We start from the raw sequence: 15,809 nt of genomic DNA, 5'->3' as shown, positions 1-15,809 counted from the left end.
GTCGGCATCAGCCATCAGGCGGGATTGGATGTAGGGGGAGTGATGGGGCTGCTGCGCAGCCCAACGCGGGGCAAGCCCGCTCGCCACAGGGGGCGGGGCAAGGAGCCCAGGGGCCAGGGGGCGGGGCCAGGGTTTGGGTGGGTTAGAGGACGCTGCCCATCGCCTTCATCAATACCGGGTCACGCGCGTAGATGTCCGGCGCGTAGACCAGGTCGCCCTGGCCGTCGACCTGCACGGTCCAGTAGCCCAACAACACCGGTACCGGCGTGGCCAGGCGGAATTCGTGGGTCAGGCCGGTAGCCAGCAGTTCGTCGGTGCGCGCGCGTTCGGCCGGGCTCACCAGCAGGTCGCGCAACAGCAACGGCTGCTCGACCCTCACGCACCCCGAACTGAACGCCCGTGGCCCTTTGGTAAACAGCGGCTGGCTCGGGGTGTCATGCAGGTACACCGAGTAGGGATTGGGAAAGCGCATCACGATCTTGCCCAACGGATTGCGCGGGCCGGCTTCCTGGCGCAGGAGGATATTGCCGGGGCGCGCCCAGTCGACCTGGTCGGGCGCCAGCGGGTGGCCTTGGGCGTCGAGCACCTGCAGGTTCTGCTGGCGCAGGTATTCGGGGTTGAGGCGGATCGCTGGCAACTTGTCCTCGCGCATGATGGTCGGCGGGATGGTCCAGGTGGGATTGAGGGTCAGGCGGGTAATGCGTGACTTGAGTAGCGGCGTCTGGCGTTCGGCGCGGCCCACTTGCAGGCGGGTTTGCCACACCGGGATGCCGCTCTGGTACACGCTCAGTTGCGCGGCCGCCACGTTGACGAGCACGCCTTCGGGTTCCAGGTCCTGGGCCAGCCAGCGAAAACGCTCGAGGTTGATGCGCAGTTGTTCGCGGCGCACGGCCGGGCTGACGTTGAGTTCGGCCACGGTGCCGGTGCCGATCACGCCGTCGGCCTGCAGCGAGTGGCTGAGCTGGAAGGCCTTGACCGCCTTGACCAACTCGTCGCGGTATTGCCTGCTGCTGCCGGTCGGTGCCTTGGCCAGGTAGCCGCCGCTGTACAGGCGCCGCGCGAGTTCGGGCACGCGCGGGTCTTCCATGCCCGGGCGCAGCAGCGGGCCGGTGGCGACCGGGTCCCAATGCGGCAACGGTCGTTGGCGCACGGCGGAATAGGCGTTGCGCAAGCTGCGATAAAGATCGGCGCTGGGGCGCGCCTGGTCGAAGGCCTGGGCCATGTCCTGCAGGCCGGCGGCGGCAAAGGCCAGCACTTCGGTATCCGGGTCATGGGCCGGCGGCTGCGAGTGCCACAGGGGCTCGAAGCGCGACTGCTGCAGGCGCCCGTAATGCAGATCCTGCAGGGCTTGCAGGTACTGCCGGCTGCTGTCGATATCGCTGCACAGCACGTTAGCCGTGGCGTCCGCCGCAGGCAGGCTATAGTGGGTGGGGTCCAGGCCATCGTCGGCGAGCATCAGCAACTGAGCGTGCAACGCTTGCCGGCGCTCATCGGCGGTCCACACAGGCACATCGCCCTGCTGCTGGTAGAAGGCTTGCAGGCGGGCTTGCACGGCGGCATCGATCTGCGGCGCCAGGCTGGGACAAACACTGGCCAATTGCGCCAAGGCCTGCTGCACCGGCGCCGTGGCGACCAGCGTTGGCGGCGCGACGGGTAACGCGGCGTCCGGCAGCGCATCGGCTGTCGCGACCAATGGTGCAACGAGCAGGCAAATGCTCAAGTAACATGCGTGTTTTTTGAACAATGGCTTTGCTCCAATCCACAGTGGGGGGATGTACTGTAGATGCTGACTTTTTTCTGCCGCCTCGGTTTGATAGCCGTAAGCCTGGCCGCGTTGAGCAATACTGCGCTCGCCGCCAATGGCAATCCTCCTTCCTTGTATAGCAGCCTGGCGCGCTCGGCTCCAGAACTCAATCCCACTGTGCTCAAAAGCGCCCTGAGCGCGGTGCAGTGCGCGGTCAACAACGGCGAGGAACGCTCAGAGCGCCTGGCCGTCATTGACTATTCGCAGCCATCGACCGCTCGTCGGCTGTGGATCTTCGACTTGCGCAAAAAGACCCTGGTACTGCGCGACCTGGTGGCCCATGGTGCCAAGTCCGGGGAAAACTTCGCCACCCAGTTTTCCAACCAGGAAGGCAGCCACCAATCTAGCCTGGGCCTGTTTCGAACCCAGGAAAGCTACCTCGGCGCCCACGGCTACTCGCTGCGCATGGACGGCCTGGAGCCGGGCTTCAACGACCAGGCCCGCGACCGCGCCCTGGTGATTCATGCCGCCGACTACGTCAGCCCCTTGTGGAGCAAGCGCGAAGGCCGTATCGGCCGCAGCCAGGGTTGCCCGGCCGTGCGCCCGCAGGTGGCACGCCAGGTGGTGGATAAGCTCAAGGATGGGCAGTTCATGTTTTCGTGGTACCCCGACCAGCGCTGGCTGAAGTCTTCGACGTACCTCAATTGCAAACCCCAACAGGTGGCGAGTAGTCGTACAATCCGTGGCGGATAGCCTGTCCCACAGATAAAAGAGAGCATCGCATGCTGCTACACAAATCCACCTGGATCGAGATCGGACAGTTTCTGGAACGCAGCCGCACGGTGGTGATCCCCATCGGCTCCAACGAGCAGCATGGCCCAACCGGCCTGCTCGGCACCGACTGGATGTGTCCGGAAATCATCGCCCATGAGGCGCAGAAAAACGCCGACATCCTGATTGGCCCCACTTTCAATATCGGCATGGCCCAGCATCACCTGGGCTTCCCCGGCACCATTTCGCTGCGCCCTTCCACCTTCATTGCCGCGATTGGCGACTGGGTGCGCTCGCTGGCGGGGCATGGTTTCGAAAAGATCCTGTTCCTCAACGGCCATGGCGGCAATATCGCCACGATTGAAGCGGCGTTTTCCGAGCTGTACGCCGAGGCGAGCTTCGGCCGTCGCCCCGCCGGGTTTGCGCTGAAGTTGGTGAACTGGTGGGATCTGGAAGGCGTCAACGAGTTGGCTCACCGCCAATTCCCGGTGGGCCATGGCAGCCATGCCACGCCGTCGGAGATTGCCGTGACGCAATGGGCGTACCCGGAATCGATCAAGTCTGCCGACTACTCGCCGCAAATCGCCAACACCGGGCCGATCCGCGAAGCCCTCGACTTCCGCGCACGCTTCCCCGACGGACGCATGGGCTCCGACCCCGCGCTGGCGACCGTGGAAAAAGGCGGTGAACTGGTGGCATTGGCGGCGCAAGGGTTGGTCAAGACAGTCAGCACCTTCAGCAACGAAGCCAAGCCCTAGGTCCTGCACCGACTAAAAATGTGGGAGCGGGCTTGCTCGCGAAGGCGATCCGTCAGTTGATGCATTCGCTGGCTGATCCACCGCTTTCGCAGGCAAGCCAGCTCCCACATTTGATCTGCGTACACCCGGGGTCTCAGGCCCCATCCCAAACCCCTGTGGGCAAGAGCTGGCCAACACTTTCAGCCTCGCAGCCACCCCCCGATCCCTGCACACATCAAAAAATGTGGGAGCGGGCTTGCTCGCGAAGGCGGTGTGTCAGTCACCGAAAATATCGACTGATCCACCGCTTTCGCAGGCAAGCCAGCTCCCACATTTGATCTGCGTACACCCGGGGTCTCAGGCCCCATCCCAATCCCCTGTGGGCAAGGGCTGGCCAGCACTTTCAGCCTCGCAGCCAACCCCCGATCCCTGCACACATCAAAAAATGTGGGAGCGGGCTTGCTCGCGAAGGCGGAGTGTCAGTTGATGCATTCGCTGGCTGATCCACCGCTTTCGCAGGCAAGCCAGCTACCACATTTGATCTGCGTACACCCGGGGTCTCAGGCCCCATCCCAACCCCCTGTGGGCAAGGGCTGACCAACACTTTCAGCCTCGCAGCCAACCCCCGATCCCTGCACACATCAAAAAATGTGGGAGCGGGCTTGCTCGCGAAGGCGGTGTGCCAGTTGATGCATTCGCTGGCTGATCCACCGCTTTCGCAGGCAAGCCAGCTCCCACATTTGATCTGCGTACACCCGCGGTCTCAGGCCCCATCCCAACCCCCTGTGGGCAAGGGCTGGCCAGCACTTTCAGCCTCGCAGCCACCCCCCGATCCCTGCACACATCAAAAAATGTGGGAGCGGGCTTGCCCGCGAAGGCGATAGGTCAGTTGATGCATTCGCTGGCTGATCCACCGCTTTCGCAGGCAAGCCAGCTCCCACATTTGATCTGCGTACACCCGGGGTCTCAGGCCCCATCCCAAGCCCGTGTGGGCAAGGGCTGGCCAACACTTTCAGCCTCGCAGCCAACCCCCGATCCCTGCACACATCAAAAAATGTGGGAGCGGGCTTGCTCGCGAAGGCGGTAGGTCAGCACCGAAACTATTGACTGAACCACCGCTTTCGCGAGCAAGCCCGCTCCCACATTGGGAATGTATTTCAAGTTGGAACCGGGTTGTGCAATCCGCTCAAAGGTTGGCGCGTCCACATCCCCGCACCACGCGATGCGCTGCCGGCAGTTACTTGCATTCCTGCGCGGCAAGTTCCAAACGCGATGGCGTGATCGTCGACGCCAGCGGCTTGCGCTCGTACAAGAACACTTTGCCGCCATCCTGCGACTTGTAGGCTTCCAGCACGTCATCGGCGGCGATCTTGCTGGTGAGTACCACTTTGGCGTGACGCGAGTTTTGCGTCACGGTCGAGGTGATCCCGTGTTTTTCAAGTTTCGGTACAACACACTGCACATAGGCTTCTGGGCCCTTGCTGGTTTGCAGGGTCAGGGTGGGTGCATTCGGGGCGGAAACACAACCGGCCAGTAACAGGGAAGCAAAGGCCAGGGCCGGGACGAAAAAAGAGCGCATGAAAAATTCCTGAAAATAACTAAAAAAGGTCACATCAACTGGCACGAATCAACGCTTTGAGCGATGCATCGAACTGCTTCAAGGCATCAAGCTGTACATCGCGCTGCTGTTCGATCTGCGCAGCAATCTCCGGTGCGGCCTTGTCGTGCACCCACACCGATGGCAGCTGTTTGTGCACCGAGCCTTCGGCCTTGGCGATGTATTGCAGGTTCGTGTCATAAAACCGCGCAATAAAACGCGCCTCGACCTGGTCGTTACGCTGGGTCAGCAGTTGGTTATGGGTGTCGAGCATCACCACCACATCGGGGTGAGCCTGCATCAGGGCATCCAGGTTGTCGTACACGGTGACCGACAGGAAGGTGCCTTGCAACGAGCTCATCAACCAATCGATGGCCAGTTCCGGGTCGGAGCTGTTGACGAACGCCTCGCGGATACGCCCGTCGAGGGCATCCTTGGCGCCATTCAAGGCCATGTCGTGGTAGCGTTCAAGGTAGCTGAGATTGTCGCGGGTGTTGTCGCTCAGCAATACACCCACCGATTGCGCACGCTGCAGGGAGTCTACGCTACCGACGATAGGTAGCAAATGGCCTGTGGGCAGTTCATCGGCGATTGCCGCCGTGTTCATGACGACAGTGCCCAGCATCAGGGCCATCAAAGCCAGTTGGATAAATGTCCTCATCGCGCATTTCCTTGAGCAGCGTCTTGATGAGGCGATTTTCCGCCTTTCCTGTAAAAACAGAACTTGCGATGCTTGATGGTGACTATTATCTGAACCGATAGTGCGCACATAAAACTTATAAGGACCACGCCATGAAGCCCCACCAGAAAACCTTCGACCGCATCCGCGAGGCCGTACTGCCGGAGTTTCGCGAGCGGGTCGCCGATTACCTGGTCGACTATGAAACCGTGCTGCAGAACGACACCGCCGATGCCGAGCAGGTGAACGCCAGCGCCCAGCAACTGCGCGGCTATCTGCGCGGATTGAACACTACACGGGTACTGGGCATGGCGGATTGGGAAGACCTCGACCGCCGCGTGGAGCAGGCCTGGCTACGGGTGGTGGAAGCCGAATAAGCGGCTCGGCGTATCGACCAGCAACGCCTGCTCGACCTGCGCCGAACAGCCCAGGGCCTGGCGCTGCTCAACCACACTGGCATAGACCGTGGACGCTTCATGTTGGGTGTGCGGCCAGTCACTGCCCCACACCAGCCGATGCCGACCGAAACTTTGCAGCAGCAGCGGCATGGCCTCGCGCGCAAACGCCAGGTTCTGCGCGGGCGTGCCGGCCAGGCGGTAGATACCCGAGACTTTCAGCCACAGGTGGCCGCTGAGTCCCAGCTCCAGCAACTCGGCAAACCCACGTTGCTCAACCCCTTGCCGGGCATCGGGCCGGCCAAAGTGATCAATCACCAGCTTGACCCCGAACGGAATCAAGTGCCGAACCAGTTGCGGCAAGTCATCCACCTCGCGGTGCAATTCCACGTGCCAGCCGAGTTCGGCGATCAGCGCGAAAAACCCTTTCCAGCCCGGCCCGGCAAAATCCGGCAGCGCACGCCCCACCAGGTTCAAGCGCACCCCCACGACGCCCAGGCGGGCCATGGCCTGTAAAGCATCGCGACCGACGTCCGGGTCTACGACGACCACCCCACGCAACTGACCGGGCGCCTGCTGCAGGGCCGCGAGCAGGTATTGATTGTCGGTGCCGAGGAAGCTCGGTTGTACCAGCACGCCATGGCTGAGGCCATTGGCGTGCAGGTGGCTGAGGTAATCCCCCAGCGTGGCGTCGTACCCAGGGGTATAGCGCCGCTCACCGGCCAGGGTCAGCGCCTGGCTGAACACATGGGCGTGGGCATCGATGCCGGTGATGGGCGTGGAGCAGTTATCGAGCATGGTGGTCGTCTTTCATCCGTAAATAGGTCTCAGGCCTGCGCGCGCTGGCCGCTGGGGATGCTGTCGACCGGCGCCGCTTCCAACACGCGGCCACGGGTTTCCGGCAGGCACAGGGCGGCAATCACGGCGACCCCGTAGGCAATCCCGGCATCAATGCCGATGGCCGAGCCCAGCGACATCGAGTCGCTCATGTGCCCCACCAGGAACGGGAACACCGCCGACAGCACACGCCCGAAGTTGTAGCAAAAGCCCACGCCGGCACCGCGCACATCCGCCGGGTACAGCTCGTTGAACAACGCCCCCAGGCTGGCCGGAATGCCGGCGGCGAAGAAGCCCAGCGGGAAGCCGAGGAACAGCATCTGCGTATTGGTCAGCGGCAGGAACACATAGGCCTGCACGGTGACCACGCAGCACAGCGCGAACAGCACGATGTTCTTGCGCCGGCCGATGCGGTCGATCAGTAAGCCACTGACCACGCAGCCACACCAGAACGCAAAAATGATCACCGCCAGGTAGCCACCCGAGTTGAGCACCGACAGGTTGCGCTCGGTCTTGAGGAAGGTCGGCAGCCAGGTCATCACCGCGTGGTAACCGCCATGGGCGCCCAGGCCCAGCAGGCCGCCAAACAGCGTGACGCGGATCAGCTCGGGGCGAAAAATCCCGGCCAGCGACTTGAAGAAGCTCTGCGGGATGACCTGCTCTTTTTGCAGGCGCTGGAAGCTGTCGGGCTCTTCCACATTGCGGCGCACCCAGATGATCAGGAACGACGGCAGCAGGCCCACCACGAACATCACACGCCAGGCCATGTCCTGCGGCACAAACGAATAGATCAGCGCGAACACCCCGACCGCCACGCCCCAGCCCACGGCCCAGGCGCTTTGCACGGTGCCCATGACCTTGCCGCGATACTTGGGGTTGATGGTCTCGGCCATCAACACCGCGCCCGCCGCCCACTCACCACCGATGCCGAAGCCCTGCAGGGCCTTGACGATCAGCAACTGGTGGAAGCCGGTGACAAACGCCGAGATAAACGTGAAGAACGAGAACCACAGGATCATCCACTGCAAAGTGCGCACCCGGCCGTAGCGGTCGGACAAGGTGCCGCCGACCCAACCACCGATGGCCGAGGTGACCAGCGTGACCCCGCTGATCAGCCCGGCATCGCCCTTGCTCAAGGCGAACGCGGCGATCAGGGCCGGGATCGCCAGGCCGAACATTTGCACTTCCAATGCATCGAGGGACCATCCGCCGAAGCAGGCCCAGAACGTTTTGCGCTCCCGAGGAGTGACTTGGCGATACCAACTGAACATGATTTTTATCCTTATAGGTCAAACGCGAGGCAGCCGAGCACGAACCGCGCCGTTGCAAGGCCAGTGTTGGCAAACACGTGAAACTACGGGTGGTGCGTCAGCGGATATCCACGCGGTATCGGAAGTGCTCGGCGTGCCCGCGCGAGCGGCGCCACTCCAGCGGCTGCCCGGCGTAATCGCGGGCCAGGCGCTCGATCACCACCACCGGGCTGTTGACCGGCACCTGCAACAGCCGCGCGTACACCTCGTTGACCGACTCGGCGGTAAGGGTCTCCTCGGCCGAGGCCACTACTTGTCCACAGACGCTTTCATACACTGGGTAGAGCAACGGCCCCTGGGCTGACAAGTCGATGTCGAGCAACGCCTGGAAGCGCTTGCGCGGCAGCCAGATCTCTTCCGCCAGCAACGGCTGCACGTCCAGCAGACGGGTACGCACGATACGAATCACCTGGGCTTCGGCTTTCAGGCCGAGGGCCTCGCTGACCGCCGACGGCGCAGTCACGGATTCCACCGTGAGGATGCGGCTCTCGGGCACCTGGCGTTCGCCCGAGGGGCCTTGGAAACGGAAGAAGCGAAACAGCGACGACTGGAATTGCGGGCGGCGGACGAACGTGCCACGGCCCTGCTGGCGCTCAAGGATGCCCTCGCTCACCAGCGCATCCACCGCCTTGCGCACGGTGCCCGTGGAGATCTCGTATTCGGCGGACAGCACCGCTTCGGTGGGAATCGCTTCGCCAGGGCGCCAGCGATTGTTGGCGATCTGTTCGACCAGATGGTCGCGCAGGCGTTGATAGAGCGGCAGACGGGCATCACTGGAGAGCGTATTCATGGGGCCACATTCACTTTGTTATTTAGTCATATATATGAATATGGCGAGAGTATTTGCCGCGCGGGTGACGCCTGTCAAGGGCGCCACCGCAGGCGGGGGATGAATGGTGGCTTAAAGCGCAGGGCGTGGCAGGTTGACCCATTCCTGCACAGACGGCCGCGCCCACTGGCGCTGCGCGTAATCAACCAGCCCGGCGGGCACGCTGTCGCCGTTGAGAATCAGGCGATTGAGCATCACCGCCAGGTCCACATCGACAATCGACCACGCGCCGAACAGGTACTCCGGGTTACCCGCCAGCAGCGCCTGCGCCGCACTGATCAACGTACCTGCCGCGATCTCGGCCGCCGGCGACAGCGGCGGCATTGTCTGCCCGCAGAACACCACCAGCGTCGAACGCTCCTGGCGGATCGGCAGCAAGTCGCTGCGCAGCCACGCCTGCACCTGACGCGCCCGTGCCCGCTGCCTTGGCTCGACCGGATACACCGGCGTGTCCGGGTAAAGGTGCTCCAGGTACTCGGTGATCGCTGACGACTCCGACAGCGCAAAATCGCCGTGCACCAGCGTGGGCACGCGCTGGGTCAGGGACAGTTGGGCGAAATCGGCGGTGCGATTTTGCGCGGCGTCCAGGTCCAGGGTCACCACATCGAAGCCCAGGCCCTTTTCGCGCAGGGCGACGAACACCGACATCGCGTAGGGGCTGGTGTAGAGCGAATCAACATAGAGGCGCAACGGGGGCTGGTGCATGGCAGGGTCTCCTTGGGTGAAACCCCACGCTACGAGATGTCCGCCGAGAAAGACAATGCGCTGTTTTTATGGGGGCATTCCTCGCGGGAATAGCCGCTCAGCCGGCGAACCCGCCCTCCTCCAGAAAGCTGCGCTCGTCGGGTGTGGTGAGCCTGGCCAACACGTCGTTGCGGTGCGGAAACCGCCCGAAGCGCTCGATGATGCGCGCGTGTTCCTTGGCCCAGCGGTAGGTGTTGGCGTCCAACGCCGCGTTGAGCGCCACAGAGCGTTGCTGGTCAGCCGCATCCTCCGAGTGCTCAAACGGCAGGTAGCAGAACGCACGCAACGCGAGGTCCACCTGCTGATCGAGGCCGGCATCGACCATGCGCCGGGCATACAGGCGCGCCAGCGGGTCGGTGGCGAACATGTGCGCGGTCCCGCGAAACGCATTGCGTGGATATTGGTCGAGCAGGATCAACAGCGCCAGCGCACCGTCAGCCGTGTCCAGCCAGCCTTCCAGCTCACGCCGGGCCGCTTGCAAGTGGGTGGCGTGGAAGGTGTCGCGAAAGCTTGCGTCAAACCCGTCGTCCTTGGCGAACCAGCGCTTGGGGCCGGCGTGCTGCCAGAAATCGATGACGGACTGCGGCGTGTGTTCGGTCGTACTCACGGTGGCTATCTCCTGTAGGCGCCGGTTGGCCGGCACCTACAGTGGACCGTAGTGGGCGCTTAGAAGTCCACCGTGGCCGACAGCTTGATCGTGCGCGGCTCGCCCTGGGTCAGGTAGTTGTTGGCCGTCGATGCGGAAGCCCAGTACGCCTTGTTCGCCACGTTCTCGACGTTGGCGCGCAGGGTGACGTACTTGTCGTCAGCCTTGAAGCCATAGCGGGCGCCGAGGTCGACGCGGGTCCAGGCCGGGATGTTCAGGGTGTTGGTGGCGTTGACGTATTCCCCGCCGGTGCGCAGCAGCCGTGCGTTGACGGCGGCGCCCTGGAGGCCCGGGATGTCCCAGTCGGCACCCAGGTTGAACTGGAAGCGCGGCACGCCGGCGGCGCGGTTGCCATCGGTGGCGCCGTTGGAGGTGTTCTGCAATTCAGTGTGCATCCACGTGGCACCCGCCAGCAGGCGCAGGCCGTCGATGGGCTCGCCGAACACGTTCAACTCGACGCCTTTGTTGATTTGCTCGCCGTCGACATTGAACGTGCGGGTGCCGTTGGGGAACTGCGGCGTCACACTGTTGGGGTTGTTGTTGGTCGCGCTGTTGGGCTGTTCGATGCGGTAGACGCCGAGGGTCGCACCGTAGTTGTCCCAATCGAGCTTGACCCCGGCCTCGGTCTGTTTGCTGCGACTCGGCGGGAACACGTCGCCGCTGTTGGTGATGTCGACCGCCGTCGGCACCGTGGGCCCCTGGGCCAGCCCTTCGATCCGGTTGGCATACAACGACACGTGCTCCCACGGCTTGACGACCAGCCCATACACCGGCGTGGTGATGGACTCGCCATAGTTCGCGGTGCGTGCGCCGCTGGCGGTGTTCCAGCCATCCACTTCGATGGTCTGGCGACGCACGCCGACGGTCAACAGCACGCGGTCGTCGATGAAGCCGAGCGTGTCCGAAACGGCGGCGCTCTTGATACGGTTCTTGCCGACGACACGCGGGTCGTGAATGTCGCTGCCGAAGTAAGTGACGGTCGGGCGAGGCACCTGGGTCGGGTTGTACAGATTGCCCGGCCGACGGTTGGCCTGCAGGATCGCCTCGAACGCCGAACGCTGCTCACCCCAGATGCCAGACAACCCGAGATTGACCTGATGGGTCACCGGCCCAGTGTTGAAATGCCCGTTGAGGCCGGCCATGGCGCTCTTGTTGTCTTCATCATGGGGTGAGTACAGGAAGCCGACGCGGCCGCTGCCGTCATTGCCCACGTACAACGATGAATACTGGCCATTCTCGCGCGTGTGCTTGGCACCGCCGCCGACATAGGCGGTCCAGTTTTCAGTCAGGTCGTACTCGGCATTGAACATGCCGTAGGTGTCTTCCAGCTCCGACCAGCTCCAGTCCTGCGCATAGTTGTCCTTGGCCGAAGGCGCCTTCGGCACTTTGGTGCCATTGGGGTACACCACCGAGCGGCCATTGTTGATGCGTTCTTTCTGGTAGCCGAAGTCGGTGGACAGGCGCAGGCGATCACCCCGGTAATCCAGGGCCACGGCCACCAGTTGCGAGCTTTTGAATTCATCCTCGATGGCAGTATCGCCGCCATGCCGGGCCAGGTTGAGCCGCGCGCCAAAGCGGTTGTCTTCACCAAAGCGCTGGCCCACGTCGAGGTGGCCGCCGGCCTGGCCATCGGTGGTGGTGTCGAGGGTGACGCTGCGCGTGGCGATGTCTTCGGCGCGCTTGGGCACCAGGTTGACGCTGCCGCCAATGCCGCTGCCAGCCGGCGACACGCCGTTGACGAAGGCGTTGGGGCCCTTGAACAGCTCGACGCGCTCCAGCGCCTCGGTGGTGATGATTTGCCGCGGCAGCACGCCGTACAGGCCATTGAAGGCAATGTCATCGGTGTTCAACGGCAAGCCACGGATGGTGAACACCTGGGAGAAGTTGCCGAACCCGGAAGACTGGCGCACCGACGCATCATTGAGCAGCACATCGCCCACGGTGCGCGCCTGCTGGTCGGCGATGGTCTTGGCGGTGTAGCTGACCACGCTGAACGGCACATCGTTGATCGAACGATTGCCCAACACGCCCAATCGCGCCGAACGCGCGACCTGGCCACCGCCGTAGGTGTCCGCCTGCGCCCCGCCCTCGCCGCTGATGGTGGTAGCGCCCAGCTCCACCGCATCGCCGTTGGCCTGGGGCACCACGGTGTAGCCATTCGCGCCGGTGCTCTGCAGGGTATAGCCGCTGCCCTGCAGCAACTGCATAAAGCCCGACTGCGCGGTGTAACTGCCTTGCAGGCCTGCGCTGTGCTGGTCATTGAGCAGCTTGGAGTCGAACGACAACGGCACGCCGGACAACGCCGCAAACTGCGCCAGCACATTGCCCAACGGCCCGGCGCCGAGGTTGTAGCTGCGCGCCGCGCTGCTTGCCGGCTCGGCGGCCACGGCGCTGTGCAGCGGTGCGATGGCCGCGAGCGCGACGGCCAGGCTCAAGGCCTGCAAGGGGCGGATGGGGTGCGATGTGAAGGTCATGGGCATTCCTGTCGGCGCGGTGCAAAGTTGAGGGTTCTCCCCTACACCGCACGACAACGAAAAAGGTGTCAGCGAACAGGCAAAAAAGTTTCAGCGTGGCTCAACAGTGACCCAGTAACCGGTCAGGCTGCTGACCTTGACCGGCAACGTGTCCTGCAACAGGCGCAGGCTGGCATCGGTGTCGCGCAGCGGGAACGCGCCGGACACGCTCAACCCGGCCACACTGGCGTGACAGCGCAACACGCCCTGCCGGTAGCGGCCCAGCTCCTCGAGCAAATCCGCCAGGCGCATCTGCTGGGCCAGCAACATGCCGTTTTCCCAGGTCACTGCGCCCGCCTCCAGCGGCGCCACCGCCGCCACGCTGTCACTGCCGAACGCGCTCTGTTCGCCGGCCTTGAGGATCAGCCCCCGGCTGGCATGCAGCGGCAGCATTTCCACTGCGCCGTCGATCACCGCCACGCGGCTGCTCTGCTCCCCGACCCGCACACTGAAATGCGTCCCCAGCGCCCGCGCGCTGCCGTGAGGGGTCTGCACGCTGAACGGACGGTGCGTCGGCGCCGGGTCCTTGGCGGTGGTAATCAGCACTTCGCCTTGCAGCAATTCGATGCGCCGCACCTGATCGGTAAAGACGATATTCAGCGAGCTGGCGGTGTTGATCAGCAGGCGCGTGCCATCCGGTAACGTGAGGTTGCGCTGCTCGCCGATGGCGGTGTGCTGGTCGGCGGTCCAGGCCTGCCAGGGCTTGTGCTGCCAGGCCAACCAGCTCGCCGGCCCCGCCAGCAGCAACAGCCCGAGGGCCTGGCGCCGACCCAGGGCTTTCTTGCGGCCGATGCGCTTGAGGGTGTCGCCGGCAATCGCGCCGGGCACGCTGTTGAAGTCGCCGAGGATCGCTTCCGCCCGCTGCCAGGCCTGGGCGTGCTGCGCGCTGCGGCACTGCCATTGGGCGATGGCGCGACGATCCTCGTCGGTGGCGCTGCCGGACTGCAACTGCACCATCCAGTCAGCGGCCTCGCCGAGGATCAGCGGGTCGATCGACGGGCTCATGCCACGCTCAGGCAGGCGAGAAATGCATCGCGCATGTAGCGTTTGACCGACACCAGCGACACCTGCAGGTGCTCGGCGATCTGCGCGTAGGTCAAACCGTCGATCTGCGACATCAGGAAGGCCTGGCGGGTATTGTCGGGCAGGTCGCGCAGCATGGCTTCGATGCGGTACAGCGCTTCAAGGATCAGCCAGCGGGTTTCCGGCGACGGCACTTCCTGCTCGGGCAGGTGGGCAATGGTCTCAAGGTAGGCGCGCTCGACTTCCTGGCGGCGCCAACTGTCGATCATCAGGCCCTTGGCGATATGCGTGAGCAACGCACGCGGCTCGCTGCCAAAACCGTTGCCGGGCTGGCGGGTGAGCAGGCGCATGAAGGTATCGTGGGCCAGGTCGGCCGCGTCGCTGGCGTTGCCTAGCTTGCGGTCGAGCCAGCGGTACAACCATCCGTGGTGTTCGCAGTACAGGTCCTGGATAGGCAGATTGAGGGGGGACGACATGCGAGTCACCGGCGCGGGGCCAAGGAGTAATTAAGAATTGATCGCATTCTAATCTGCACGACGAAGCACGGCAACGCGCAAATTAATGTTATAGGATAACGCTCCTCGCCCGCCTGCCCTGTGATGCCGCCCATGACCGACGCTGTTCCCCAACGCCCACGCCTGCTGGCCATAGACGCCCTGCGCGGCCTGGTCATCCTGTTCATGCTGCTCGACCACGTGCGCGAAACCTTCCTGCTGCACCGCCAGGTCAGCGACCCGATGAACATCGACAGCACCGAACCCGCGTTGTTCGTGAGCCGCACCCTCGCCCACCTGTGTGCGCCGGTGTTTGTGCTGCTCACGGGTTTATCCGCGTGGCTGTACGGCCAGAAGTACCAGGGCCGGCGCGATGTGTCGGCGTTCCTGTTCAAGCGCGGGCTGTTCCTGGTGGTGCTGGAGTTCACCCTGGTCAACTTCGCGTGGACCTTCCAACTGCCGCCCAGCGTGATCTACATGCAAGTGATCTGGGCCATCGGCGTGAGCATGCTCGCCCTCGCCGCACTGGTGTGGCTGCCGCGTCCGTTACTGATCGCGGTGGCCCTGGTGATCATCGCCGGGCACAACCTGCTCGATGGCCTGCACTTCACGCCGGGGTCGGCGCTGCAAAACGCCTGGGCGATTCTGCATGAGCGCGGTTGGATCGAGGTTGGCGACGCGTTGCGCCTGCGGATCACGTATCCGGTGCTGCCGTGGATCGGCGTGATTGCCCTCGGCTACGGCCTCGGCCCGTGGTTCGCGAATACCCTGCAGCCGGCGCTGCGCCAGCGCTACCTGTTGCTGAGCGGTGCGGCGGCGTTGGTGGGATTCGTGGTGGCGCGCGCGGCCAATGGCTATGGCGAGAAACCCTGGCAGGCCTATGACGACGGTGTGCGGACGCTGATGAGCTTTTTCAACGTCACCAAGTACCCGCCTTCGCTATTGTTTCTGGCGCTGACCCTGGGGCTCGGGTTGCTGCTGTTACTGGCGTTTGAACGTGCCGGACAAAAACGCTGGATCGGCGTGCTCGCCACCTTCGGCGCAGCGCCGATGTTCTTCTACTTGCTGCATCTTTATGTGCTGAAAATGCTCTATGTCATCGGTGTGGCGCTGTTCGGGCTCAACCAGGGCAACTATTTCGGCGTCGACAGCATCGGCGCCATCTGGCTGGTCGCGTTAGTGCTGCCTGTGGCGTTGTACGTGCCAGTGCGTTGGTTCGCCAGACTGAAAGCCCGGCGGCGGGATTTGGCTTGGCTCAAGTACCTTTGACTCAACACGGCCGAGTGTAGGAGCTGGCTTGCCTGCGATTGCGGTGAGTCAGCACCAGCTGCATCCACAGACCCACCGCTTTCGCAGGCAAGCCAGCTCCCACATTTTTGACCGCATTCAGCCAGTCAGATGTGTGGTGGACGCACACAAGCCAAGGCGCCCGACCTCGCCGGACTCCAATACCTCTGACCCAACACGGACTAATGTGGGAGCTGGCTTGC

General features: G+C 63.6%; 15 protein-coding genes. 4 read left to right on the top strand and 11 right to left on the bottom strand.

The features are described from left to right. Positions 1 to 142: 142 nt before the first annotated feature. Entirely contained in the window at positions 143 to 1,744 is a 1,602-nt protein-coding gene (locus tag C9990_RS12970) for a murein L,D-transpeptidase (protein WP_106803520.1), read from the bottom strand. A gap of 39 nt (positions 1,745 to 1,783) precedes the next feature. On the opposite strand from C9990_RS12970, the gene C9990_RS12965 reads away from it, so the two are divergent. Next, a complete protein-coding gene (locus C9990_RS12965; RefSeq protein WP_065907619.1) occupies positions 1,784 to 2,497 on the top strand; it encodes a murein L,D-transpeptidase catalytic domain family protein in 714 nt (237 codons plus the stop codon). Between the two features lie 29 nt (positions 2,498 to 2,526). After that, entirely contained in the window at positions 2,527 to 3,273 is a 747-nt protein-coding gene (locus C9990_RS12960) for a creatininase family protein (protein ID WP_106803519.1), read from the top strand. Between the two features lie 1,216 nt (positions 3,274 to 4,489). Here the strand turns inward: C9990_RS12960 and C9990_RS12955 are convergent. Together C9990_RS12955 and C9990_RS12950 are read right to left on the bottom strand one after the other, a co-directional pair. Then, positions 4,490 to 4,831: a hypothetical protein gene (locus C9990_RS12955; RefSeq protein WP_065907613.1), complete on the bottom strand. Its 342-nt coding sequence runs from the start codon at positions 4,829 to 4,831 to the stop codon at positions 4,490 to 4,492. 34 nt (positions 4,832 to 4,865) lie between these two features. Then, positions 4,866 to 5,510: an ATPase gene (locus C9990_RS12950; RefSeq protein WP_065907612.1), complete on the bottom strand. Its 645-nt coding sequence runs from the start codon at positions 5,508 to 5,510 to the stop codon at positions 4,866 to 4,868. A 131-nt stretch (positions 5,511 to 5,641) separates the two neighbouring features. On the opposite strand from C9990_RS12950, the gene C9990_RS12945 reads away from it, so the two are divergent. Next, positions 5,642 to 5,905 (top strand): hypothetical protein, encoded by a 264-nt coding sequence (locus tag C9990_RS12945; RefSeq protein WP_065907610.1) that lies wholly within the window; start codon positions 5,642 to 5,644, stop codon positions 5,903 to 5,905. Here the strand turns inward: C9990_RS12945 and C9990_RS12940 are convergent. From C9990_RS12940 to C9990_RS12905, 8 genes are all read right to left on the bottom strand, one after another. Continuing rightward, entirely contained in the window at positions 5,882 to 6,721 is an 840-nt protein-coding gene (locus tag C9990_RS12940) for an amidohydrolase (RefSeq protein ID WP_106803518.1), read from the bottom strand. The two genes, C9990_RS12945 and C9990_RS12940, sit on opposite strands and share 24 nt — an antisense overlap. Positions 6,722 to 6,750: 29 nt before the next feature. Continuing rightward, complete coding sequence (locus C9990_RS12935; protein ID WP_106803517.1) at positions 6,751 to 8,031, bottom strand: MFS transporter; 1,281 nt, start codon at positions 8,029 to 8,031, stop codon at positions 6,751 to 6,753. A 97-nt stretch (positions 8,032 to 8,128) separates the two neighbouring features. Next, on the bottom strand, positions 8,129 to 8,860 hold the full coding sequence (locus C9990_RS12930) for a GntR family transcriptional regulator (RefSeq protein WP_106803516.1): 732 nt from the start codon (positions 8,858 to 8,860) through the stop codon (positions 8,129 to 8,131). A gap of 111 nt (positions 8,861 to 8,971) precedes the next feature. After that, positions 8,972 to 9,604, bottom strand: a complete 633-nt coding sequence (yfcF, locus tag C9990_RS12925) for a glutathione transferase (RefSeq protein ID WP_106803515.1) — start codon at positions 9,602 to 9,604, stop codon at positions 8,972 to 8,974. Positions 9,605 to 9,701: 97 nt separating this feature from the next. Then, complete coding sequence (locus C9990_RS12920; protein ID WP_065907601.1) at positions 9,702 to 10,250, bottom strand: DUF924 family protein; 549 nt, start codon at positions 10,248 to 10,250, stop codon at positions 9,702 to 9,704. A 59-nt stretch (positions 10,251 to 10,309) separates the two neighbouring features. Continuing rightward, positions 10,310 to 12,763 (bottom strand): TonB-dependent receptor, encoded by a 2,454-nt coding sequence (locus C9990_RS12915; protein WP_106803514.1) that lies wholly within the window; start codon positions 12,761 to 12,763, stop codon positions 10,310 to 10,312. A 90-nt stretch (positions 12,764 to 12,853) separates the two neighbouring features. Beyond that, positions 12,854 to 13,807 (bottom strand): FecR domain-containing protein, encoded by a 954-nt coding sequence (locus C9990_RS12910; RefSeq protein ID WP_106803513.1) that lies wholly within the window; start codon positions 13,805 to 13,807, stop codon positions 12,854 to 12,856. Next, on the bottom strand, positions 13,804 to 14,301 hold the full coding sequence (locus tag C9990_RS12905) for a sigma-70 family RNA polymerase sigma factor (protein ID WP_106803512.1): 498 nt from the start codon (positions 14,299 to 14,301) through the stop codon (positions 13,804 to 13,806). The genes C9990_RS12910 and C9990_RS12905 overlap by 4 nt, the downstream gene beginning before the upstream one ends. Before the next feature lie 132 nt (positions 14,302 to 14,433). Here C9990_RS12905 and C9990_RS12900 point away from each other — a divergent pair, with 132 nt between their 5' ends. Further along, positions 14,434 to 15,588, top strand: a complete 1,155-nt coding sequence (locus tag C9990_RS12900) for a DUF1624 domain-containing protein (protein ID WP_106805644.1) — start codon at positions 14,434 to 14,436, stop codon at positions 15,586 to 15,588. Positions 15,589 to 15,809 lie beyond the last annotated feature (221 nt).

The organism is Pseudomonas sp. S5D5, from assembly GCF_003013355.1.
GTDB lineage: Bacteria > Pseudomonadota > Gammaproteobacteria > Pseudomonadales > Pseudomonadaceae > Aquipseudomonas > Aquipseudomonas aylmerensis.
Note: the sequence above shows the minus strand (reverse complement) of the source record. Positions and strands in the feature narration are given on the sequence as shown.